This window comes from Nonomuraea sp. NPDC049141 (genome assembly GCF_040648415.1).
Lineage (GTDB): Bacteria > Actinomycetota > Actinomycetes > Streptosporangiales > Streptosporangiaceae > Nonomuraea.
This window is the reverse complement of the sequence record NZ_JBEZDR010000005.1, coordinates 449,715-468,894: the sequence shown is the minus strand read 5'-3', so window position 1 is coordinate 468,894 and position 19,180 is coordinate 449,715. Positions and strand designations below refer to the sequence as shown.

Below are 19,180 nucleotides of genomic sequence, written 5' to 3'. Positions count from 1 at the left end.
TGCCGGTTTCCCCCGCCTCACGCAAACCCTTAGGTAACCCCCATGACAAACCAGCACGAGAGCATTCCCGATCTGATGCAAGAGGACACCTTCGAAGTCGTGATGCGCGGCTACAACCGCCGTCAGGTACACGACTACATGATCCGTACCCGTAACCAAGTCCGAGATCTGGAAGAGCGGCTGGCGCGGGCGATCGACCAGGCCGAGCAGGGCCGGGTCGAGCTGGCGGAGGCCAGACGGCGCATGGTGGAGGCGCCGCAGAGCTACGAGGACCTCAGCCCCAGGCTGGCGCAGATTCTCCGGCTGGGGGAAGAGGAAGCCGCCGCCAAGAAGGAGGACGCCGAGGCCGAGGCCGTCAGCGTGCGTGACGCCGCCAAGTCGGAGGCCGACCGGCTGGTCACCTCCGCGCGTGAGACGGCGGACAACATGCTGACCTCCGCTCAGTCGGAGGCCGAGCGGCGCGTGGGCGAGGCGACGGGGGCCGCCGAGCGCATGCTGGCTCAGGCGGGCGCCGACGCCGAGGAGAAGCTGACCAGCGCGCGCACGGAGGCGGAGGACACCGTGCGGGAGGCGCGGGCCGAGGCCGACAGCGTGCTCACCTCCGCCAAGCAGGAGGCCGAGCAGCTTCTGGAGTCCGCCGGCTCGGAGGCTGAGCGGACCCTCACGAGCGCTCGCGCCGAGGCCGAGTCCACGCTCGAGTCGGCGCGGCAGCGGGTCGAGTCGCTCGACGAGCACGCGGGCCGGCGCGTCGAATACCTGAGCAACACGCACACCGAGGTCGTGCGGAGGCTGACCGAGATCAGTTCCGTGCTCGGTGACCTCATGCAGACCGAGAGCAAGGCGGGCCCGCTCGTCATCGAGCCGGCTTCCACGCCCGAGCCCGCTCCCCTGGAGCCCGCTGCGCAGGACACCGTCGCTCAGGACACGGTCGCTCTGGACGCTGTCGCCCAGGACACCGTCATCCAGGAGGCCGTCGTCCAGGACGCTGTCGTCGAGGAGCCGGAGCACCTGCCGACTCCGCAGGACGACGTGCGGGTCATCGTCGAGGACAACCCGGCCGAGCGGACGGCGGAGGTCGCCCGCCCCGTCTCCGACGACACGGACGTCGACATCATCGGCCGCCTGTCGGACGTCCGCCGCTGACCGGCGAAACGCCGCTGATCCACAGGCTGCCGACGGACAGGTCCCGATGAGGATGCCCCGGTAAGCAGGTAAGGGCCCCGCCCGATGTGGCGGGGCCCTTTCACGTCCCACGGGCGGAAGCCCCCGCCCCCGATCGGGTCGGGGGCTTCCGCGCTCGCAGCCCCTATGGGGGCCCGGTGCCGGAGCCGCCGAGACGCTGGACCCGGCACCGGGCTGCTCGCGAGCGTCTGCGGCGTACCGCCGGAACGGCCCGCCGCGACGCGATCACGGAGGCGCCGGACCGGCTCGCGGCTCGTGCTCGCCGGCCCTGCTCTCCTGGTCCCGGAGCTGCTCGCGCAGGCCCTCCGGGTCGTCGGCGTCGATGGTCATCGCACACCCGGCATCGCGCTGCGCCGCGCTGAGCGGGTGATGTCGCGTGGCCCACCATCGGCCGGCGTCGCTCCGCCAGATGGTCCACTGCGCGAACTCCCGGGCGATGTCGGCTAGATGCCGGTCAAAGGACATCTGATCATCCCTCCGGGACCCACGCGAGGTTCCATCTCCTTGAAGGGTCCGTCACATCTCTAGAGAAGGCAATGATCGCAAGGGACAGATCAACCTATCGCTTGACATTTCTGCTTGACCTAAGCGTCGAAGTCGTACTGGAGTACGTACGCCGCCGAGTCCAGGACCATCTCGTTGAGCTCGACGGGCACGCCCGTCGCGGTGTAGGCGGTCCGGGTGATCACGATCACCGGAGTGCCGCCGGGCAGGTCGAGCAGCCCGGTCTCGCGCGGTCCCGGCATCCTGGCCCGTACCTCCTCGGTGAAGTGGGTGGGCGGCAGGCCGAGATCGCGCAGCCTCGCGTACACGCCGCCCGGCCCCGTGTCGGGGGACGTGATGGCGCTGCCCTCGACCAGGCGGGCGGGGAAGTAGGACGTGGCGAGCTGCACGGGCCGGGCGTCGACCGAGTAGCGGCGCCGCCGTACCCATACCTCGCCGCTGTCGAGGACGCCCGCGACCTCCTCGGCCGCCCGCTCGCGCGCCACCTCCACCTCGTCCACGGTGAAGGGGCGGCCGCGGGTGTCGGCGTCCCAGATGGTGCGCCCCTGACCCCACTGCTCGCGGGAGAGCCGGCGTGAGCCGTGCCGTCGGATCGGTTTGAACAGTCGCACGTAGACCCCCGAGCCTCGCTTCGGTACCGCCAGCCCCTCGTTGATCAGTACGGCGAGCGCCTGCCTGGCGGTGGCGCGGGCGATCCCGTAGTCGGCCATGAGCGCGTTCTCGCCCGGTAGCCGATCCCCGTCGCGCAGTTCGCCGGACAGAATCCGGGATCGGAGACCGTCGGCGATGCGTCGATAGATCGGAGAATCGTGGGGAACCGGGACTTCAGACACGTTCGACCACCCTCTGTCACCAACCGGGTTTGGCGTCTCCAGAGAACTTGCCCCGTCTTGTCCACGATCGCACAGATACGGGGGATGGTCGCGAGCTTCTTTTGAGCGCATCATGCCTGTGTGATGAAGTCGGCCAGGTTTCAGCGGACCGTTATCGTGGAACGGTCCCAGCCGCTACTCGGCTCGCCCACCAGCGGCGAGTAATCAGCGCGGCGAGCACGGCGCCCGAGGTGTTGACGATCACGTCGTCGATCGACGAGAGCCGGCCCAGCCGCAGGCCGTACTGAAGCGCCTCCACGGTGACCGAGGCGGCGGCCGCGACGGCGGCGACGCGGGCCGTCGAGGCCATCCGCGCGGTGCGTACGGGCAGCAGCGCGCCGAGCGCGGCGAAGACCAGCAGATTGCCTCCCACCTGCACCAACACGGTCTCCCAAGGCGCGTTGACCACGTCGATGAGGTCGCTGAACGGCACGAGGCTGACCCCGGCCGGACCCCCTGCCGGAGTGAGGATCATCCACACCCACGGCGCGGTGCCGACGGCGATGCCGATGTCGGCCAGGGCGGTGCGGACGGGTGCCGGATGGCCGGCTCGGGCGCGGTGACGGGCGAGGAGCAAGATTGCCAGTGCGGCCAGCGGCAGCGCAAAAGTACCAGCAATAATGACGTTTCCCCACAAACCCCACGTCCGAGCCATCGGACCATGATGGCGGCCGTCCAGTGGTACGGGAAGCTGTCCCTCCGGATAGGTACCGGTGGATGCCCGGCCGCACGGGCGGGTGGCTACGAGCGAGTGGGCAGATGCTCGGCGAGGAAGTCGCGCGCGACCCGCCAGGCCCGCGCGGCGGGCTCGGGTTGGTGGAACATCGGCGACTCGCTGTTGTGGAAGGCGTGCCCGGCCTCCTCCTCGACGTGCATGAGCACGTTGTCCTGGCCCGCCGCGGCCTGCTCGACCGCGGCCACCTGGTCACGCGGGATGTACGGGTCACTGCCGCCGAACACCAGCAGCAAGGGCGAGCCGATGCGCTCCATCAGCCCGGCCGCCTCCGGCACCGCCGAGCCGTAGAAGGCCAGCACGGCGCCGAGCTCGGCCTGGGTGGCCAGCAGGTACGCCAGCGAGCCGCCCAGGCAGAACCCGAGCGCCCCGACACCATCGGTCACCTCGGGCAGCTCGCCCAGATGAGCCAGGGTGAGCGCGCAGTCGGCCACGGCCTGCGGGACGTCGAAACGGGCGGCCAGCTCGATCGAGGCGGCCGTGCCCTCGGGAGTGTGCTCGCCGATCCAGTTGGGCTGGAGCCGCCAGAACAGGTCGGGCGCGGCCACGACGTAGCCGAGTGCGGCCAGCTCTTCGGCCACCTTCACGATGTACGGCCCGACGCCGTAGATCTCCTGGATGAGCAGGATGCCGGGGCCCCCGCCGCTGCCGGTGGCGGGGAGCCAGATATGGACGTCGAAGGAGCCGTCGTGGGCCGCGATGCGGTCGATGCGCTTCTGCATGTAGTCAAGGATGGCGATCGGCGGCCGTCCGCGCATGGATGGCGTGGCCTGTCGGCACAGAGTCGGCACAGATCGGGTACGTACGGCATGGCGCCTGAAGCCATCGGAAGAGACGATGTCAGAGACGTTCCTGGTCTACTCCCACCTACGACGATCACGATGAAGCTGGAGCAGCCTGATGCATGACGAATGGTCAGAGGCGGTAGACGCCGGCATCCACGCCGCGGACCGGTTGGCCGAGGCCGGGCGCTTGGGCAAGCCGTGCGCTCCCGTCAGGGACATGATCAGCACCGCCGCCGAGGGCTACGCCGTACAGGAGATCCACACGCGGCGGGCGCTGAACGAGGGGCGGCGGCTGGTCGGCAGGAAGGTCGGCGTCACCAACCCGCTGATGCAGAAGCAGTTCGGGATCGACGAACCCGACTACGGCATGCTTTTCGCGGATATGTCGTACCTCGATGGTCTTCCTGTGCCGGTGGAGCGGTTCCTGCAGCCGCGCGCCGAGGCGGAGGTCGCGCTGGTGCTCGGCCGCGACCTGATCGGCGGGCCTTTCACCGTGGCGGACGTGATCAGGGCGGTGGAGTTCGCGCTGCCCGCCATCGAGATCGCGGACTCGCGCATCGCCGACTGGGACATCACGCTGGCCGACACGATCGCCGACAACGCCTCCGCGGGCGCGTTCGTGCTGGGCAGCACGCCTGCCTCGCTGATGGGCCTGGACCTGCGGCGGGCCGCGATGACGATGACGCGGCGCGGCCAGGAGGTCTCGACCGGCTCGGGCGCCGCCTGCCTGGGCCAGCCGCTCAACGCGGCCGTGTGGCTGGCGGGCCGGCTCGGCCGCACCGACTACCCGCTGCGGGCGGGAGACGTGGTCCTGACCGGCTCGCTCGGGCCCGTGGTGCCGGTCGAGCCGGGCGACGACTTCGAGGCGCACATCGACGGCCTGGGGTCGGTGCGGGCGGTGTTCTCGCCGTGAGGCCGGGCGGGGCGTGCCGGTCGAGACCCACCCGTCGATCGTCGCGATGATCCCCATGCGCGGGCCGGTGCTCGGACTGGTGGTGGTGCTGATCGCCGCGGGCTGTGGTGTCTCGCCCGCGCTGGAGACGGAGCCGGATCCCACGCTCAGGGTCGGCGCGATCATCTCGCAGACCGGGGTCTACGCCACGCTCGGTGACGACATGGAGGCGGCCATGCACCTCTACCTGGAGGCGCATGGTGGCCGGCTGGGCGGCAGACCGGCCGAGCTGATCGTCGCCGACGACGCGGGCAACCCCGAGAAGGGGCAGCAGCAGGCCAGGTCGCTCATCGCGCGCGAGCGGGTGAACGTGATCACCGGCCTGATCTCCTCGCCGGTCGCGGTGTCGGTGGTCAAGGAGGCGGCCGGCACACCGGTGGTGATCGCGAACGCCGGCGCCGACGAGCTGGGCGGGCCCGGCGTCTTCCGGGTGTCGTTCACCAACCACGAACACGGCTACGCGGCGGGCAGGTACGCCGCCGAGCGGTACGGCAAGGCGGGGGTCGTACTGATGGCCTCCGACTATTCGGGGGGCACCGAGACGCTCGACGGCTTCACCCAGGGGTACGGCGTCAAGCCGCTCAAGCGCATCCTCACCCCGTACGGGAAGTCCGAGGACCTGGAGCCCTACCTCAGGCGCATCCCGCCGGACGCCAAGCTCCTGTACGCCTTCTACGCGGGCGGCGAGGCGGTCACCTTCGCCAAGGCGTTCAAGCAGCTCGGCTACGACACCAAGATCGACCTGCTGACCTGCCAGAACCTCACCGACGAAGACGTGCTCGAAGCCATCGGGACCGACGCCGAGGGGATCACCAGCGTCGGCCTCTACTCACCGGCGCTCACCACCCCCGAGAACGCCGCGTTCGTCGCCAGGTGGAAGGCCAAGACGGGCCGGAACCCGTCGGCCGTGGCGCTGCAGAGCTGGGACGCCATGCAGCTCATCGACCGGGCGGCCGGGCTGGGCGGCGACCTGTCCGCGGCGCTCGGCCGGGTGGGCGACCTGGCCAGCCCGCGCGGCACGTTCCGGCTCGACCCTACGACGCATAACCCAGTACAGAACTGGTACGCCCGTAAGTACGAGAATGGCGTAAACCGGGTAATCGCCACGATTCCCCCAGAAAGGAAGTAGCCGCATGCTGGATCGCGACCACTGCCTCGCCCTGGACGCCGAGGATCCGCTGAGGGACTTCCGCGACGAGTTCGTGCTGCCCGAAGGCGTCGTCTACCTCGTGGGCAACTCACTCGGCGCGCTGCCCCGCCGTACCGCCGAACGGGTGCGGCAGGCGGTCGAGGACGAGTGGGGTGGGCAGCTCGTCGGCGGGTGGAACCAGGCGGGGTGGTACGAGCAGCCGCTGACCACGGGTGACCGGCTGGCCCCGCTCATCGGCGCGGGCCCCGGCCAGGTCGTGGTGGGCAACACCACGTCGATCGCCGTCTACCAGACGGTCGCCGCCGCGGCGCGGCTGCGGCCCGACCGGCGGGTGATCGTCTCCGACGTGCGGAACTTCCCCACCGACCACTACATGGTCCAGGGGCTGGCCGGGATGCTGGGCGGCTACGAGGTCCGCGACTTCGCCGAGGGGCGCTTCGACGACGCGGCCGTGGTGCTGCTGTCCGAGGTCGACTACCGCACCGGCGCCCGCCATGACGTGCTGGCGGTGACCGCGCGGGTGCAGGCGGCGGGGGCGCTGATGGTCTGGGACGTGTGCCACAGTGTGGGCGCCATGGAGGTGGACGTCTCGATGGCCGACTTCGCGGTCGGCTGTACGTACAAGTACCTCAACGCGGGTCCCGGCGCGCCCGCGTTCCTCTACGTCAACCCACGCCACCTGGCCGCCGCCGAGAACGTCCTGCCCGGCTGGCACGGCCACGCGGAGCCGTTCGCGTTCGAGCCCGGATTCCGGCCGGCCGAGGGGATCAGGCGGTTCGCGGTCGGCACCCCGCACGTGCTGTCGTTCGCGGCGCTGGAGGCGGCGCTCGACGTGTGGGAGCGGGTGCCGATGCGCCAGGTCCGGGCCAAGAGCGTCGCGCTGACCTCGCTCTTCATCGACCTGGTCGGTGACGCCCTGGAGCTCGCCTCGCCGCGCGAGGCGACCGACCGGGGCAGCCAGGTGAGCCTCTACCACCCCGACGGCTATCCGGTGATGCGCGCGCTCATCGACCGCGGCGTACACGGCGACTTCCGCGCGCCCGACATTCTTCGCTTCGGCTTCGCGCCGCTGTACACGCGGTTCGTGGACGTGTACGACGCCGCCGCCGTCCTGGCCGAGGTGCTGGAGAAGGAGCTCTGGCGGGAGGAGAGGTACGCCCGGCGGCTCGCGGTCACCTGAGCGACCGAGTGCCTCCCTCGCAGGAGGGAGACGGAAGATCGCCTGCGTCGGCGATCCGGGTGGAGCGCGTGATCGACAGGCTTGAGGCAGTTGAACTTCCCGCCTCTCACCTGGAGCTTTCCATGAAGCGCACTTATGTCGCCGGTCTCGTCCTCGCCCTCTCGGTCGCCGCCACCGCACAGGCCGCCACCGCCCACGCCTTGACGGGAACACACGCTGTCGCTCAGGTCGAGGTGCCGCCTGTCAACGCGGCGGCGTTGGCGAAGAGCATCGAGGGCCTGCCCGCCGCCGACGCCACCGCGGCGGACGTGCGGGTGAGCGGCTCGACGGGCTCGTGGCAGGGCGTGTCCGGCGTGACCGACCTGCGGACGAAGCGGCCCGCCAAGGCCGGGGCCAGGTTCCGGGCGGGCAGCGTCACCAAGGTCTTCACCGTGTCGGTGGTGCTCCAGCTCGTCGCCGAGGGCAAGCTGTCCCTCGACGGCACGGTCCAGGAGTACCTGCCCGGCCTGCTGCCGGCCGACTACCCGGCCGTCAAGGTCGGCCAGCTGCTCAACCACACCAGCGGGCTTCCCGCGCCCAAGGTGAGCGATGACTTCGCGGACATCTACGCCACCCGGTTCCAGAAGTGGACGCCCGAGGCGTACGTCGCCAAGGCGGTGGAGAACCCGATCGAGTTCACCCCCGGCACGCAGCAGCACTACCTCAACACCAACACGTTCGTCGCCGGCCTGCTCATCGAGAAGGTCACCGGGCGTTCCTACGAGCACGAGGTGACGACCAGGATCCTGCGGCCCGTCGGCATGACCGACAGCTACCTGCCGGGCACCTCGGTCCGCATCCGCGGCCGGCACAACCAGGGCTACCAGGCAGTGCCGCAGGGCTTCCCCGACGCGATCAAGTACGGCGAGGGCTACGTGGTGAACATGACCGAGTCGAGCGTCACCTCGACCTGGGCCTCGGGCGACCTCATCTCCACGACCGCCGACCTGGAGAAGTTCGTCAAGGCGCTCTTCAGCGGCAGGGTCGTGCCGGCCGCGCAGTTGGAGCCGATGTTCACGGTGCCGCCGGTGAAGGCGTACGGCGGCAAGGGCGATGCCGTCTACACCTCGGGCCTGGCCAGGATGGAGCTGCCCGGCGGCCTCGTGGGGTACGGCAAGACCGGAGCCAGGTGGGGCAGCGCGGCCGGCCTCGGGGCCACCCGCGACCTGAGCCGCACGGTGGTCTACTCGGTCAACTCCACCGACGCCAAGAGCTCCGGCCAGAACCAGCGCGCCCTCGCCATCGCCCTGGCCGCCTTCGCGAAGTGAGCCCGGCTACGATTCGCCGTCCAGCAGCTTGATCGCCCGCTTCGGCGCGATCGTCCGGTAGCTCTCCTCCACCCAGTCGATCAGCACCTCGGTCTCGGGCAGCTCGGCCAGGAACGGCACCGTCACCCACCCGGCCTTGCCCAGCCCGTGGCTGGTGGGCGCGGCCCCTTCGACGGTCAGCGCGTGGCCGCGCGCCTCGGACAGCAGCTTCACGGAGAAGGACGGGTCCCACTTCTCGGTCCGCTCCTCCATACCGAGGAAGATGAACACCTTCTTGTTCACCTTGATGACCGTCTCGCCCCACGGGTGATCCTCGTGGGACTCCGGGAGCCCGAGGGCGAACACCCGCAGTCGCTCTCGTACGTCGTGCCAGTCATCCATGCCTTCGGACGCTATCGAACGCGCCGGAACTCGGCCAGTTTGGCGTCGATCCGATCCCTGATCAGGTCGCGGGCCTCCATGCGCGGCACCCCCGACATGAGCAGCCGGTCATAGTCGGTGTCGAGGTGGCGGATCGAGGCCACCACGGCCAGCGTGATCGCGTTCTCGTCGAGCGCCCTGGCCGCCGCCGAGCGCCCGACCCGGCCGCTGCCGCGCTGGCCGGCATGGGCGGCCACCTCCTGGGCCCGCTCGGCCGGGCAGCCGGGGAAGAGCCTGGCGATCTCGGCCGCCATCCGGGCCTGGTAGTCGACGTCCTGGTCCGCCCGGCGCTCCCGGTCGCGCTCACGGCGGCGCAGCCGCACCTCCTCGTCGGCCAGGCACCGCTCCTCCGCCGCCGCCATCGCGTGCTCCTCGACCAGCAGCCCCTGGCGCTGGTAGACCTTGCGCCGCCGGTTGAACTGGACGACCACCGCCGACAGGCCGCTCTCCTGCTTCGCCCGGCGGCTGAGCGCCGCGTTGCCCGCCGGCAGGAAGACCAGGTGGTCCATGTCGGCACAGGTCAGGCAGTGAGACACGTCCTCTTCCATGATCAGGTAAGGACCGGTGTCGCCGCAGGTCGCGCACGTCCAGGCGTTGAGCGGGGCCACCACCACCAGGTCGGGTGCCTTGCTCTGCCGCTCGGTGAGCTGGCGCACCCGGGCCTCGCTGAGGTCGGGGGACAGCCAGTGGACGCGGAACGCCTCCTGCGCGTGGCCGGCGGTGAAGCGCAGCTCGCGGCGGTCGCGGCTGCCGGAGACATAGGGGGTCTCCACCGGCCGCAGCCCCTTGGCGGTCGCCCAGTCCTTCAGCAGCGCGGCGGCCGTGAGCAGCCGGTCGTCGTCGACGGGCGCGAGCTCGGCCAGCGTGGCGGCGCGGCCCTGCCGCCAGGTGTCGACGTGCCGCGAGTGCACCCAGCGCAGGCCGGTCACCACGTCGATGAACGTCACGTACTTGCGGTGGGCCAGCGCGATCTCGGCGGCGTCCGCGACCCTGCGGGCCAGATTCGGCTTGCTCATCGCCCCAGTCTCTCGCGCCTTTGCCGGGAGATGACGCGGTCGGACGCATTCCTTGCGCCGGGCGCGGTAAGTAATCCGGCTGATCAGGATATTGGGGGAATCGTGCGCCTGCTCTGGCTTGCCGTGCTCGGGCTCCTCACCGCATGTGACCTGACCGGACAGGACCGGCTGCCGGTCGTGACGGGCGCCTTCGGCGATCGGCCGGTCATCACGATCCCGGACGGCGAGCCGGATCGCGTGCCCCGGGTGACGGTGCTGTCGACGGGCAGCGGGCGGCGGACCATGCCGGGTGACGTGGTGCTGGCGGACGTCGAGGTCCGCGGGTGGCCGGGCAACCGGCCGTACGCGACCACGTACGACACCCAGCGCCCGGCCAAGGTCGTCCTCGACGGCCGGCACGCACCGGACTCCTGGCGCGAGGCGCTCATCGGCCGGCCGGCGGGCAGCCGGGTCATGCTCGTCGCCCCCGCTGCCCAGGCGTATGGCCCAGGGCTGCCGCTAGGCGGCTCCCGCCCGGCTCGGGCGGATGGCTCGGGGCCGCCGCTTGGCGGGGCTCGCCCGGCCCAGGCGTACGGCTCAGGGCCGCCGCTCGGCGGGGCTCGTCCGGCCGAGACGCTGGTGCTGGTCTTCGACGTCCTCGGCGGCTATCCGCCGGACGCCCGTGTCGTCGGGCGGCCGTTGCCGGACGTGCCCGAGGACCGCTCGCCCCGCGTCCTCATCGGCGGCTCCGGCCCTCCGGTGCGGGCGGGATCCAAGGTCATCGTCCAGTACGTCACGGCGGAGTGGCCGGGCCGCCGGGTCGTGGACTCGTCGTACCGCCGCGGCGGCCCCAGCGCCTTCACCCTCGGGCCGCGGGCGGCGCCGCCCGGCTGGGTGGCGGGTCTCGCCGGCCAGCGCGTGGGCGCCCGGGTGGCCTTCCCCGCCGGGGCGGGCCGGTCCCTGCTGTACGTCGTCGACATCGTGGACGTGCTCTGACCAACGAGAAACGGCCCTGACACCGGAGGGTGGTGTCAGGGCCGCGCACTTCAGCTGAGGGGGATCAGCCGCAGTGCTCGGGGGGGCTCGTGTAGCTCGACGAGCCGACGGAGCCGCCCCACGTCACGCACTTGTCCTCCGCGGCCGCCCTGACGGGACCCGCGTAGTAAGTGAAGCTGCCCGAGTCGGTGACCTTCGCCTTGCCGGCCACCTGGAGGAACGCGCTGGTCGCGCTGGCCTTGCCGAGCGACGTCTTCTTCAGCGTGGCGACGCAGTTGTTGGCGTTGGCGCTGTTGTAGAGCAGGTAGACCGTGCCCGCGGTGCCGAGGGCCTGCGAGTCGATCACCTTGTAGCCGTCGCCGCAGACCTTCTCGGCGGTGTACGGGTTGGTGCCGCCGCCACCGGAGCCGCCGCCCACGTAGCTCATGTACTTGGTCCAGTCCCAGTGCGACCCGGGGTCGGTGTGGTCGGAGCCGGGCACCTCGACGTGGCCGATGATGTGGCTGCGGTCCTTCGGAATGCCGTACCGGTCGGCGATGTTCTTGGTCAGCGCCGCCGACGAGCGGTACATCTGGTCGGTGAACCACGAGGCGTCGTTGATGAAGCCCTCGTGCTCGATGCCGATCGAGCGGTGGTTGTAGGAGCTGACGCCCGCGTGGAAGGCGCGGTTCTTCTCACGCACCATCTGCGTGATCTGCCCGTCGGACGAGCGCACCACGTAGTGGGCCGACACCTTGGCCGCGGAGTTCTGGAACCACGAGATCGTGCCCGCGTACGAGCCCTGGGTCACGTGGATGATGATCCGGTCGATCTTCTCGTCGGTCGGCCGGTTGGACACGGCGTAGTTCGACGAGCTGGCGGCGGCCCACAGGGCGCCGGGGTAGTCGGTGGTCGCCGCGAGCGTGCGCGGGTCCGAGTTGTACTTGCCGCGGTCCGGGTCCACGACCTTCGCGGCGGCCTTCACGCCCGCGGTGTTGACGCCGGCGGCCAGCACCTCGTAGACGGCGTCGGCGTAGACCCGCGCGGTGGTCTCGTTGGCCGCGCCACCGTACGCGGCCACCGCCTCGTACCACTTGGCGGGGTCCTTGCGCTCGGTCGCGGTCAGGCCGAGCTTGTCGGCCTTGGCGCGCAGCACGGCGGCGCCGCCGAGCACGTTGGACGCGTCGTCGGTCTTGAGCTTCGCCGCGGTCAGGGAGGTGATCTTGGCCGCGTCCTCCAGGGTGTGCGAGGAGGGGTTGCTGACCAGGTGCATCACGCCGAAGCCGTTCATGGCGCTGGGCTGGCCGTCGTGGTCGTCGAGGTGCGTCTCGGCGTAGCCGAGCGCGACCAGCAGGTCACGCGGCACCTCGTAGGTCGAGGCGGCCTTGTCGAAGGCGGCCGGGAGGGGGGCGGCGGTCGCCTGCGCGGCGCCAGCCAGGGCGGCCTGCTGGGCGCCCACGATGAGCACCCCGGCCACCAAAAGCTTCTTCATCATCATGACCCGCAATGTTCGGAGGGAGTGTCGTACACGCTGGAGCCGGTCACCGGGCCCGCGTTCACAGAGAAGCTGTTCAAATGGGCATAGCCGGTGGCGTAGCCGCCACCATGGTCGATCTTCACAAGGTTGCCGAAGCCCCTGGTTCGCCGCGGCGACGACGCTGTCCCGAGGCCGAACAACAGTGCGTCGCCCGCGACTGCGAGCCCACTGAGCTTCATGAGGTGAACCTTTCAGATGTGATCTGTGGGACCAGGGTGTGCATTCGGCGCACAAGAATCGTCCAGAACCGATACAAAAGGTGGTCAGGCCTCCAAAGAGGAGCTGATGCGGTCATGTCGGTCACCTTTCATGTACTTGGGCCGTTGGAAGTCCGATCGTCGGGACGGTCCGTCCGGATCTCCGGTAAGAAGCCGAAGATCCTGCTAGCCACGTTGTTGCTGGACACAGGCCGGATCGTCGGCGCCGACCAGCTGGTCGAGGTGCTCTGGCCCGACCGGCCGCCACGCTCCGCACAGGCGAACTTACGCACGTATGTCAGCTCACTGCGGACGGACCTCGGCGCCGAGCACTTACGCGGCGACGGTTCCGGCTACGCCATTGACGTGCCCGACGGAGCGCTGGACCTGTTGACGTTCGAGGAACTGGTCGCGCAGGCCCGCTTCGCCGACGCGCTCGCGCTCTGGCGCGGCGCGCCGCTGGCCGACCTGCCGGGCAGCCCGTTCTGGGATCGCCGCCTCGAACCGCTCAACGAGGTGCGCTTACGCGCCGCCGAGGAGCTGATCGGCCAGCGGATCGAGTGCGGTGACCACGCCGGGGCGATCACCCAGTTACGCGGGCTGCTGGTGGAGCACCCCTACCGCGAAGACCTGTGGAGCCGCCTCGTCCTGGCGCTGAACCGGGCCGGTAGGAAGGCCGAGGCGCTGCGGGCCTACGCCACGATCCGGGCCCAGCTCGTCGACGAGCTCGGCGTGGAGCCGGGCGCCGACCTGCGCCGCGCCCACGAGTCGATCCTGGCCGACGAGGCCCCGCCGGCCGCGCCCCGGCAGCTCCCGCCGCACCTGCCCGACTTCACCGGCCGGGCCGACGAGCTGGCCCTGCTGGCCAAGCCGTTCTCCATCGCGGTCATCTCCGGTTCGCCGGGGGCGGGGAAGTCGGCGCTGGCCGTACACGCCGCCCATGCCCTGCGGGACGACTTCCCCGGTGGGCAGCTCTACCTCGATCTCGACGGCAGGGAGCCGGCTGACCTGCTGGCGGAGGCGCTGCGGGCGCTCGGCGTCGAGACGGCGCCGCCGACGATCCACGAGCGGTCCGCGTTGTTCCGGTCGATGCTCGCCGAGCAGCCGATGCTCGTGCTGCTCGACGACGCGCTCGACGCGGCCCAGATACGACCGCTGCTGCCCGGGAACGACAGCGCCGTCATCGTGACCAGCCGGCGCCGGATCACGGAGTTACCCGGCGCGGTCCAGGTCGACCTCGGCGAGCTGTCCGCATGCGACGCGCTGACGCTGCTCGGCCGGATCATCGGTACGGACCGGGTGTCCCGCGAGCATGACGCGGCCCTGGCGATCGTGGAGGCGTGCGGACGTCTGCCGGTGGCCGTGCGGAGCGCCGGGTCGCGGCTGGCCGGCCGGCCGGGCTGGTCGCTCTCGGTGCTCAGGGAGCGGCTGGAGGACGACCGGCTGAGCGAGCTGAAAGAAGTCCGGGTCTGCTTCGACCGCAGTTACCGCCACCTGCCCGACGAAGCCGCCCGTACGCTGGGCACTCTCGGCCTCCTGGGCGCCCTGGCCCAGCCCGGCTGGGTGGTCGACGCCGCACTCGGCAGGCACCGCGCCGACGACGTCACCGACCTGCTGGTGGACGTCAACCTGCTGGAGCTGGTCGGCACGGACCCGGTGGGCCAGCCGCGTTACCGGGTGCCGGAGCTGATCCGCCGCCACGCGCTCGAACGCGGCTCCGACCGTACCGGCCTGACCAGGGTGCTGGCCGCCTGGACCGCGACCACCGAGCACGCCATGGCCCGCCTGCCCACCACCGTCTTCAGCCTCACCGCCGCCCGGGCCCCGCGCTGGCGGCTGCCCGAGCAGACGCTCGACCGCCTGACCTCGGACCCGCTGGGGTGGTTCGAGGCCGAGCACGAGACGCTGGTCGGCGCCGTGAGCGTGGCGGCTGAGATGGGACTGGCCGAGTCCGCCTGGGGACTGGCCGCCGCGATGGTCCCCTACTTGGACCTGCACTGCCATCTCGACACATGGGAGCGTACCCACACCGTCGCTCTCGGTGCTGCCCGCGCCTCGGGCGACACGTACGGCGAGGCCGCCATGCTGCGTGGCCTGGCCCAGGTCTCCCTCTACCAGGACCGCTACGAGGAGTCCATCGACGGCTTCACCCGATCCCGCCGGCTGTTCCACGAGCTGGGCGATCTGCGGGCGGAGGCGACCTCGATCTGCGGGCTCGGCGCGGTGAGCCAGTTCCGGGGCAGGCACGCCCAGTCGCTCGGGCACTTCAAGCGCGCCCTGGCCATGTTCCTGGCGGCGGACGACCCGCACGGCGAGGCGTTCGCCAGGCAGGCCATCGGCCGGGTCTGCCTCAAGTCGGGCGACCTGGCCCTGGCGTCGGAATCGCTGGGCCAGGCCATGCGGCTGGCGCAGGAGCTCGGCGACGCCCACCGTGAGGGCTGCGTCTGCCTGCAGATGGGCAATCTGCACAAGGCCATGTCCTTCCACCGGCACGCGCTCGACATCTTCGAGTCACTCGGGGACAGGCACTGCGGCGCGTACGCCCTCCAGAGCCTCGCTGGACTGCAGGCGGCCCGCGGGGAGTGGGCGCCGGCCTCCGCCGGGCTGGAGCGGTCGCTGGAGATCTTCCAGGCCCTCGGAGACCGGAGCGGGGAGGTGTCGAGCACGCAGATGCTGGGCGAGGTGCACCACTCGGCCGGGCGCACCGGGCTGGCCCTGGACTATCTCAACCACGCCAACGTGCTGCGACGCAGCCTGCCGGCCTAGGACTGAGGGCTGATTCCCGGTCTGAGAGCGCGGGGTTAGATCCGCGTGTCCAGGTCCGCGCGGATCACGGCGTACATCACGCCGTCATGCCACTCGCCCGCGCGGAAGCCGACTCCGCGCAGGACGCCCTCCCGGGTGAACCCGGCCTTCTCCAGCGCCCGCTGCTCGCCCAGGTTGCTGATCTCGGTCGTCGCCTGGACCCGGTTGACCGGCGAATGGTCGAAAAGGTAGCGCACCAGGAGCCGCTGGGCCCGCGTGCCGTTGCCCTTGCCGCGGAACTCGGGCGCCACGATGATCCCCATCTCCCAGCAGTAGGCGACCCTGGAGGTCAGCTGCTTGCTCCAGGTCACCAGGCCCACACGGTCGTCGCCATCGGCGACCAGCAGCAGGCCGCCATCGTCGTGGAGCATCCCGTTCTCCTCCCACCGCCTGCGCATGCCGTGGGGGTCCTGAAAGCCGTACCACTGATGGAGGCCCGTGCTCTCCGGATCGCTGATCAGCCGGTTGAGAAAGGGAAGATCGTCCTCAGCGGCGGGACGAAGCTTGATCGTCATGATCCAGACACTATGCGACGGACAAATCGCTTGAGGCGTGATCGCTGTGGCACTTCAGACAGTGCCTCCAGCGACTCCGCCGCGGTCGGGCGCTTGGCGGGAGAGTGGTCGAGCATCCGGCGCACCACGTCGGGAACGGCGGGCCCCTGGGTGTCGGCGCTGGTCGGCAGCTCACCGGAGAGCAACTGGTAGGCGATCACCCCGGCCGCGTAGACGTCGGAGGCGGTCGTCATCCTGTCGGGCCGCTCATGGCACTCGGGGGCCACGTAGTGGGCGTCGAGCACGTTGCCCAGCTCGTGGGCGACCGTGTAGTTGCGCGCTCCGGGCTTGGCGTAGTCGAACCCGGTCAGCACCGCGTGCCCGTCGGTCACCAGCACGCACGCCGGGCTCAACGCCCGGTGGATGACGCCGTTGGCGTGCGCGTGGGCCAGTCCGCGCAGCAGGTCCTGGATCACGCCGAGCCGCACGCCGGTGCCCAGGCGCCGGTGCAGCGCCTCGCCGTGCACGTCGTCGAGCACCAGCACGAACCGGCTCTCGTCGTCGATGGCGAAGAAGTCGCGCGAGCGCACCACGCACGGGTGCGGCGGGATGCGGGCCAGCGACTGGTAGGCGTTGGCGATCCGCTGCCGCTCGGCCGCCCGCGACGCCTGGTCGGCCAGCGGGTCGGCCTGGTAGACCCGGAGCAGCACGGTCTCGCTGCCCGGCAGCGTGACGTTGAAGGCCCGGTATTCGGTCACCTTCGCGTCGCCGCCGAGCTGCTCCTCGACCTCCCAGTTGCCGAACCTGGGCGGCGCGGTGCTCCGGCGTACCGTCTGGTTGAGGGCGTCGAGTATCGCGGTGAGGTACGGCTTGATGCGGGGGCTGCACCCGCGCCTGACCCGCGAGACGTCGCTCAGCGTGGCGAGCAGCCCGTCCAGGGTGGTGACGTTGACCGCGTCGCGCCCGGCCGGGTCGACCAGCTCGGCGTCGGGCGAGGTGAGGACCACGAGGCTGTCGACGTAGACGCGCTCCAGCTGCGTGTTCTTGGAGACCAGCAGCCCCTTCAGCGCCTTCGCGATGCCCCGCAGCTTCGTCGCGGGAGAGCCGAACGCCTCCCTGCGCGGCGGGAACCAGCGCGTCCCCGACACCTCGATCCGGCCGCGGGTGCCCTTGACGTCGACGACGACCAGCGAGTGGCCGGTCAGGACGAGCAGATCCACCTCGAAGACGTCGTCGCCGCGCGGCAGCTCGACGTTGTGCAGCAACAGCCAGTCGGCGGGCGCGTGGTCGCGCAGGTAGGAGATCACCCGACGCTCGGCGTCGTTGACCGGATGCCCGCCACCGACGATCTCTGCCATGGGCCAATCCTCCCACGTAACGCGTTGACAACCGCGCTGACGGCCTTCCGGCTCAGCGGGCGTGGCCAGGATGACGCCGGAGCCGCCCTCCGGCACGACCGCGACCAGCCAAAATTCGCGGACGGAACCCAAGCCCGGGGTGATCCTTGCTCAACCGGCTCGTTCGATCTGCCAATCATTCTCGATGCCTGGATAAATGAAACTCAGTTGACCGTGTACGGCGCACGTATATATGCCCTTCACCGGCGGGTGGCCGTGGAAAGTCGAATGCCAAGAAAATCAGATGCCCCCTTGACCCCGGCCAGGCGTTCTTGGGTTGCGATATCGACGGGCTGCCACGATGGTTATTGGCGGCACCTCACAGCCCTGCACAAACGACTAAGGCGCCGGGAATTCCGCGCCCATCAAACGGAGGAAAACAATCATGATCCGTCGTATTCTCGCCGGTGCAGCCATCGCGAGCGTCGCTTTCGGCTTCTGCGTCTCCGCGGCCTCGGCCGACGTCGACCCCACCCCCGGCAACAGCGGTCAGTCCGTCATGGGCCAGGCCACCCTCCTCGACGACATCACCGCGCTGAACGACTCGGCCAAGTACACGAACATCCCGGCCACCGCGAACATCCCGGCCACCGCGAACGTGGGGGACGTCAACCTCAACCTGCTGAACAACCACTGACGTCGCCCGCCGGACCGACGTCCGTGCGATCCGCATGAACCAGCTCCGTGGACACTCGCGAGGCCACGGAATCCGCTCGGATGCGCACCGAGCCGGAACGCCGAGCGGCCCGGGTCGCGATCACGACCCGGGCCGCGAGGTGCTCACTTCACACCATCGCCCACTCTTGGGGATAAAACGCCCTTTAGTCGTGCGAGGCAAAAGGCGCTTGATTCATCGGCGCCGACAATTGGCGACGCGATCATTGCGCACCCGCTTGGCAGCGCCTTTCTCGCCGATTATCGCGTGAACAAGTCGATCAAACTCCCGATGCGTACCCCCGCCTCGGCGGGGTGCCGGAATCCCTCGTCGGCTCCGATGCTGTAATGATTACGCCGGCCCACCCGGACACGGGTGAGATAGCCGGCCGCTTCCAGATCGGCCACGATGCCCTGGGCCGTCCGCTCGGTGATCCCCGCGGTGACGGCCACGTCCCGCAGTCGCTGGCGCGGATCTCTGGCCAGCTCCAGCAGCACCCGCGCGTGGTTGGTGAGGAACGTCCAGCGGGCGGCGGGGGAGGACTCGGGGCGGTTCATGACTTCACTGTAATACGCCTATTTTTTCGTGAATATCAGATGATGAAACATATTTCGTGTAATGTGAGACCGGGTTCCTGTCACATGCGGTGACGGTCATGACAAACCCCCAAGCGTGAGGTCTGATTGGGGGTGCGATGACAGCGAACGGCGAGACGGCCGACACGACGGAGCGCCTGCTGTACGAGGACGGCCAGCTGCGGGTCTTCCTGCGAGCCAGGTGCGAGGTTCCGGCGTTGGCACTCCGCGGTGAGATCGACATCACCAACAGCTGGGCCCTCGCCCAGACCCTGGCCAAAGCCCGCGAGAGCGGCGGCACGCACATCGTGGTCGACACGAGCGAGCTCACCTTCATCGACCTGTCGGGCCTGCGTGTGCTGGCCCTGCCCACACTCGACCCCGGCGAGCGCTGGATCCAGCTGCGCAACCTCACACCCTTCCAACAGCGGCTCCTGAGCCTGCTGGGCTGGTACTGACGCCGGG

At 70.2% G+C, this 19,180-nt stretch carries 20 protein-coding genes; 9 read left to right on the top strand and 11 right to left on the bottom strand.

The window, feature by feature from the left end; translation table 11 throughout:
• Positions 1-42 precede the first annotated feature (42 nt).
• Entirely contained in the window at positions 43-1,143 is a 1,101-nt protein-coding gene (locus AB0B91_RS18260) for a hypothetical protein (protein ID WP_358320422.1), read from the top strand.
• 264 nt (positions 1,144-1,407) lie between these two features.
• Here the strand turns inward: AB0B91_RS18260 and AB0B91_RS18255 are convergent, their stop codons facing one another.
• The 4 genes from AB0B91_RS18255 to AB0B91_RS18240 form a co-directional block, all read right to left on the bottom strand.
• Positions 1,408-1,647, bottom strand: a complete 240-nt coding sequence (locus tag AB0B91_RS18255) for a hypothetical protein (RefSeq protein ID WP_358020553.1) — start codon at positions 1,645-1,647, stop codon at positions 1,408-1,410.
• Between the two features lie 119 nt (positions 1,648-1,766).
• Positions 1,767-2,519 carry a GntR family transcriptional regulator gene (locus tag AB0B91_RS18250; protein WP_358320419.1) on the bottom strand — a complete coding sequence of 251 codons (753 nt, stop codon included), beginning with the start codon at positions 2,517-2,519 and terminating at the stop codon, positions 1,767-1,769.
• Positions 2,520-2,670: 151 nt separating this feature from the next.
• Positions 2,671-3,135, bottom strand: coding sequence for a VanZ family protein (locus AB0B91_RS18245; RefSeq protein WP_358320415.1), 465 nt, complete (start codon positions 3,133-3,135; stop codon positions 2,671-2,673).
• A gap of 164 nt (positions 3,136-3,299) precedes the next feature.
• Positions 3,300-4,013, bottom strand: coding sequence for a dienelactone hydrolase family protein (locus tag AB0B91_RS18240; RefSeq protein ID WP_358320412.1), 714 nt, complete (start codon positions 4,011-4,013; stop codon positions 3,300-3,302).
• 178 nt (positions 4,014-4,191) lie between these two features.
• On the opposite strand from AB0B91_RS18240, the gene AB0B91_RS18235 reads away from it, so the two are divergent.
• From AB0B91_RS18235 to AB0B91_RS18220, 4 genes are all read left to right on the top strand, one after another.
• Positions 4,192-4,989 carry a fumarylacetoacetate hydrolase family protein gene (locus tag AB0B91_RS18235; RefSeq protein WP_358320409.1) on the top strand — a complete coding sequence of 266 codons (798 nt, stop codon included), beginning with the start codon at positions 4,192-4,194 and terminating at the stop codon, positions 4,987-4,989.
• 13 nt (positions 4,990-5,002) lie between these two features.
• A complete protein-coding gene (locus AB0B91_RS18230; protein WP_358320406.1) occupies positions 5,003-6,157 on the top strand; it encodes an ABC transporter substrate-binding protein in 1,155 nt (384 codons plus the stop codon).
• A gap of 4 nt (positions 6,158-6,161) precedes the next feature.
• Positions 6,162-7,358: a kynureninase gene (gene kynU / locus AB0B91_RS18225; RefSeq protein ID WP_358320403.1), complete on the top strand. Its 1,197-nt coding sequence runs from the start codon at positions 6,162-6,164 to the stop codon at positions 7,356-7,358.
• Positions 7,359-7,480: 122 nt separating this feature from the next.
• Entirely contained in the window at positions 7,481-8,665 is a 1,185-nt protein-coding gene (locus tag AB0B91_RS18220; protein ID WP_358320400.1) for a serine hydrolase domain-containing protein, read from the top strand.
• Between the two features lie 6 nt (positions 8,666-8,671).
• On the opposite strand, the gene AB0B91_RS18215 is transcribed toward AB0B91_RS18220, so the two are convergent.
• Together AB0B91_RS18215 and AB0B91_RS18210 are read right to left on the bottom strand one after the other, a co-directional pair.
• Positions 8,672-9,046 (bottom strand): MmcQ/YjbR family DNA-binding protein, encoded by a 375-nt coding sequence (locus AB0B91_RS18215; protein ID WP_358320397.1) that lies wholly within the window; start codon positions 9,044-9,046, stop codon positions 8,672-8,674.
• Positions 9,047-9,057: 11 nt separating this feature from the next.
• Positions 9,058-10,101 carry a DUF2293 domain-containing protein gene (locus AB0B91_RS18210; RefSeq protein ID WP_358320394.1) on the bottom strand — a complete coding sequence of 348 codons (1,044 nt, stop codon included), beginning with the start codon at positions 10,099-10,101 and terminating at the stop codon, positions 9,058-9,060.
• A 102-nt stretch (positions 10,102-10,203) separates the two neighbouring features.
• Between AB0B91_RS18210 and AB0B91_RS18205 the strand changes: the two genes are divergently transcribed.
• Positions 10,204-11,076: an FKBP-type peptidyl-prolyl cis-trans isomerase gene (locus AB0B91_RS18205; RefSeq protein ID WP_358320391.1), complete on the top strand. Its 873-nt coding sequence runs from the start codon at positions 10,204-10,206 to the stop codon at positions 11,074-11,076.
• Between the two features lie 64 nt (positions 11,077-11,140).
• On the opposite strand, the gene AB0B91_RS18200 is transcribed toward AB0B91_RS18205, so the two are convergent.
• On the bottom strand, positions 11,141-12,553 hold the full coding sequence (locus tag AB0B91_RS18200; protein ID WP_358320389.1) for a peptidoglycan recognition family protein: 1,413 nt from the start codon (positions 12,551-12,553) through the stop codon (positions 11,141-11,143).
• Positions 12,550-12,771 (bottom strand): M23 family metallopeptidase, encoded by a 222-nt coding sequence (locus tag AB0B91_RS18195; protein ID WP_358320386.1) that lies wholly within the window; start codon positions 12,769-12,771, stop codon positions 12,550-12,552. Before AB0B91_RS18195 ends, AB0B91_RS18200 begins: the two co-directional genes overlap by 4 nt.
• 144 nt (positions 12,772-12,915) lie before the next feature.
• On the opposite strand from AB0B91_RS18195, the gene AB0B91_RS18190 reads away from it, so the two are divergent.
• Positions 12,916-15,555 carry a BTAD domain-containing putative transcriptional regulator gene (locus AB0B91_RS18190; RefSeq protein WP_358320384.1) on the top strand — a complete coding sequence of 880 codons (2,640 nt, stop codon included), beginning with the start codon at positions 12,916-12,918 and terminating at the stop codon, positions 15,553-15,555.
• Positions 15,556-15,590: 35 nt separating this feature from the next.
• Here AB0B91_RS18190 and AB0B91_RS18185 read toward each other — a convergent pair whose 3' ends face one another.
• Complete coding sequence (locus AB0B91_RS18185; protein WP_358320380.1) at positions 15,591-16,109, bottom strand: GNAT family protein; 519 nt, start codon at positions 16,107-16,109, stop codon at positions 15,591-15,593.
• Positions 16,106-17,446 (bottom strand): NERD domain-containing protein, encoded by a 1,341-nt coding sequence (locus tag AB0B91_RS18180; RefSeq protein WP_358320377.1) that lies wholly within the window; start codon positions 17,444-17,446, stop codon positions 16,106-16,108. The genes AB0B91_RS18185 and AB0B91_RS18180 overlap by 4 nt, the downstream gene beginning before the upstream one ends.
• A gap of 424 nt (positions 17,447-17,870) precedes the next feature.
• On the opposite strand from AB0B91_RS18180, the gene AB0B91_RS18175 reads away from it, so the two are divergent.
• On the top strand, positions 17,871-18,122 hold the full coding sequence (locus AB0B91_RS18175; RefSeq protein ID WP_358320374.1) for a hypothetical protein: 252 nt from the start codon (positions 17,871-17,873) through the stop codon (positions 18,120-18,122).
• Between the two features lie 278 nt (positions 18,123-18,400).
• Here AB0B91_RS18175 and AB0B91_RS18170 read toward each other — a convergent pair whose 3' ends face one another.
• Positions 18,401-18,697 carry a helix-turn-helix domain-containing protein gene (locus AB0B91_RS18170; protein ID WP_358320373.1) on the bottom strand — a complete coding sequence of 99 codons (297 nt, stop codon included), beginning with the start codon at positions 18,695-18,697 and terminating at the stop codon, positions 18,401-18,403.
• Between the two features lie 137 nt (positions 18,698-18,834).
• Between AB0B91_RS18170 and AB0B91_RS18165 the strand changes: the two genes are divergently transcribed.
• Positions 18,835-19,173 carry an STAS domain-containing protein gene (locus AB0B91_RS18165; RefSeq protein WP_358320371.1) on the top strand — a complete coding sequence of 113 codons (339 nt, stop codon included), beginning with the start codon at positions 18,835-18,837 and terminating at the stop codon, positions 19,171-19,173.
• The last annotated feature ends 7 nt before the right edge of the window (positions 19,174-19,180 follow it).

Bases quoted from the DNA above. Each gene is read 5' to 3' on its own strand.
- AB0B91_RS18260 (WP_358320422.1), top strand. From the start codon at position 43: ATGACAAACCAGCACGAGAGCATTCCCGATCTGATGCAAGAGGACACC.
- AB0B91_RS18200 (WP_358320389.1), bottom strand. From the start codon at position 12,553: ATGATGATGAAGAAGCTTTTGGTGGCCGGGGTGCTCATCGTGGGCGCC.
- AB0B91_RS18240 (WP_358320412.1), bottom strand. From the start codon at position 4,013: ATGCAGAAGCGCATCGACCGCATCGCGGCCCACGACGGCTCCTTCGAC.
- AB0B91_RS18195 (WP_358320386.1), bottom strand. From the start codon at position 12,771: ATGAAGCTCAGTGGGCTCGCAGTCGCGGGCGACGCACTGTTGTTCGGC.
- AB0B91_RS18185 (WP_358320380.1), bottom strand. From the start codon at position 16,109: ATGACGATCAAGCTTCGTCCCGCCGCTGAGGACGATCTTCCCTTTCTC.
- AB0B91_RS18175 (WP_358320374.1), top strand. From the start codon at position 17,871: ATGATCCGTCGTATTCTCGCCGGTGCAGCCATCGCGAGCGTCGCTTTC.
- kynU (WP_358320403.1), top strand. From the start codon at position 6,162: ATGCTGGATCGCGACCACTGCCTCGCCCTGGACGCCGAGGATCCGCTG.
- AB0B91_RS18210 (WP_358320394.1), bottom strand. From the start codon at position 10,101: ATGAGCAAGCCGAATCTGGCCCGCAGGGTCGCGGACGCCGCCGAGATC.
- AB0B91_RS18180 (WP_358320377.1), bottom strand. From the start codon at position 17,446: ATGGCAGAGATCGTCGGTGGCGGGCATCCGGTCAACGACGCCGAGCGT.
- AB0B91_RS18215 (WP_358320397.1), bottom strand. From the start codon at position 9,046: ATGGATGACTGGCACGACGTACGAGAGCGACTGCGGGTGTTCGCCCTC.
- AB0B91_RS18235 (WP_358320409.1), top strand. From the start codon at position 4,192: ATGCATGACGAATGGTCAGAGGCGGTAGACGCCGGCATCCACGCCGCG.
- AB0B91_RS18170 (WP_358320373.1), bottom strand. From the start codon at position 18,697: ATGAACCGCCCCGAGTCCTCCCCCGCCGCCCGCTGGACGTTCCTCACC.
- AB0B91_RS18165 (WP_358320371.1), top strand. From the start codon at position 18,835: ATGACAGCGAACGGCGAGACGGCCGACACGACGGAGCGCCTGCTGTAC.
- AB0B91_RS18255 (WP_358020553.1), bottom strand. From the start codon at position 1,647: ATGTCCTTTGACCGGCATCTAGCCGACATCGCCCGGGAGTTCGCGCAG.
- AB0B91_RS18220 (WP_358320400.1), top strand. From the start codon at position 7,481: ATGAAGCGCACTTATGTCGCCGGTCTCGTCCTCGCCCTCTCGGTCGCC.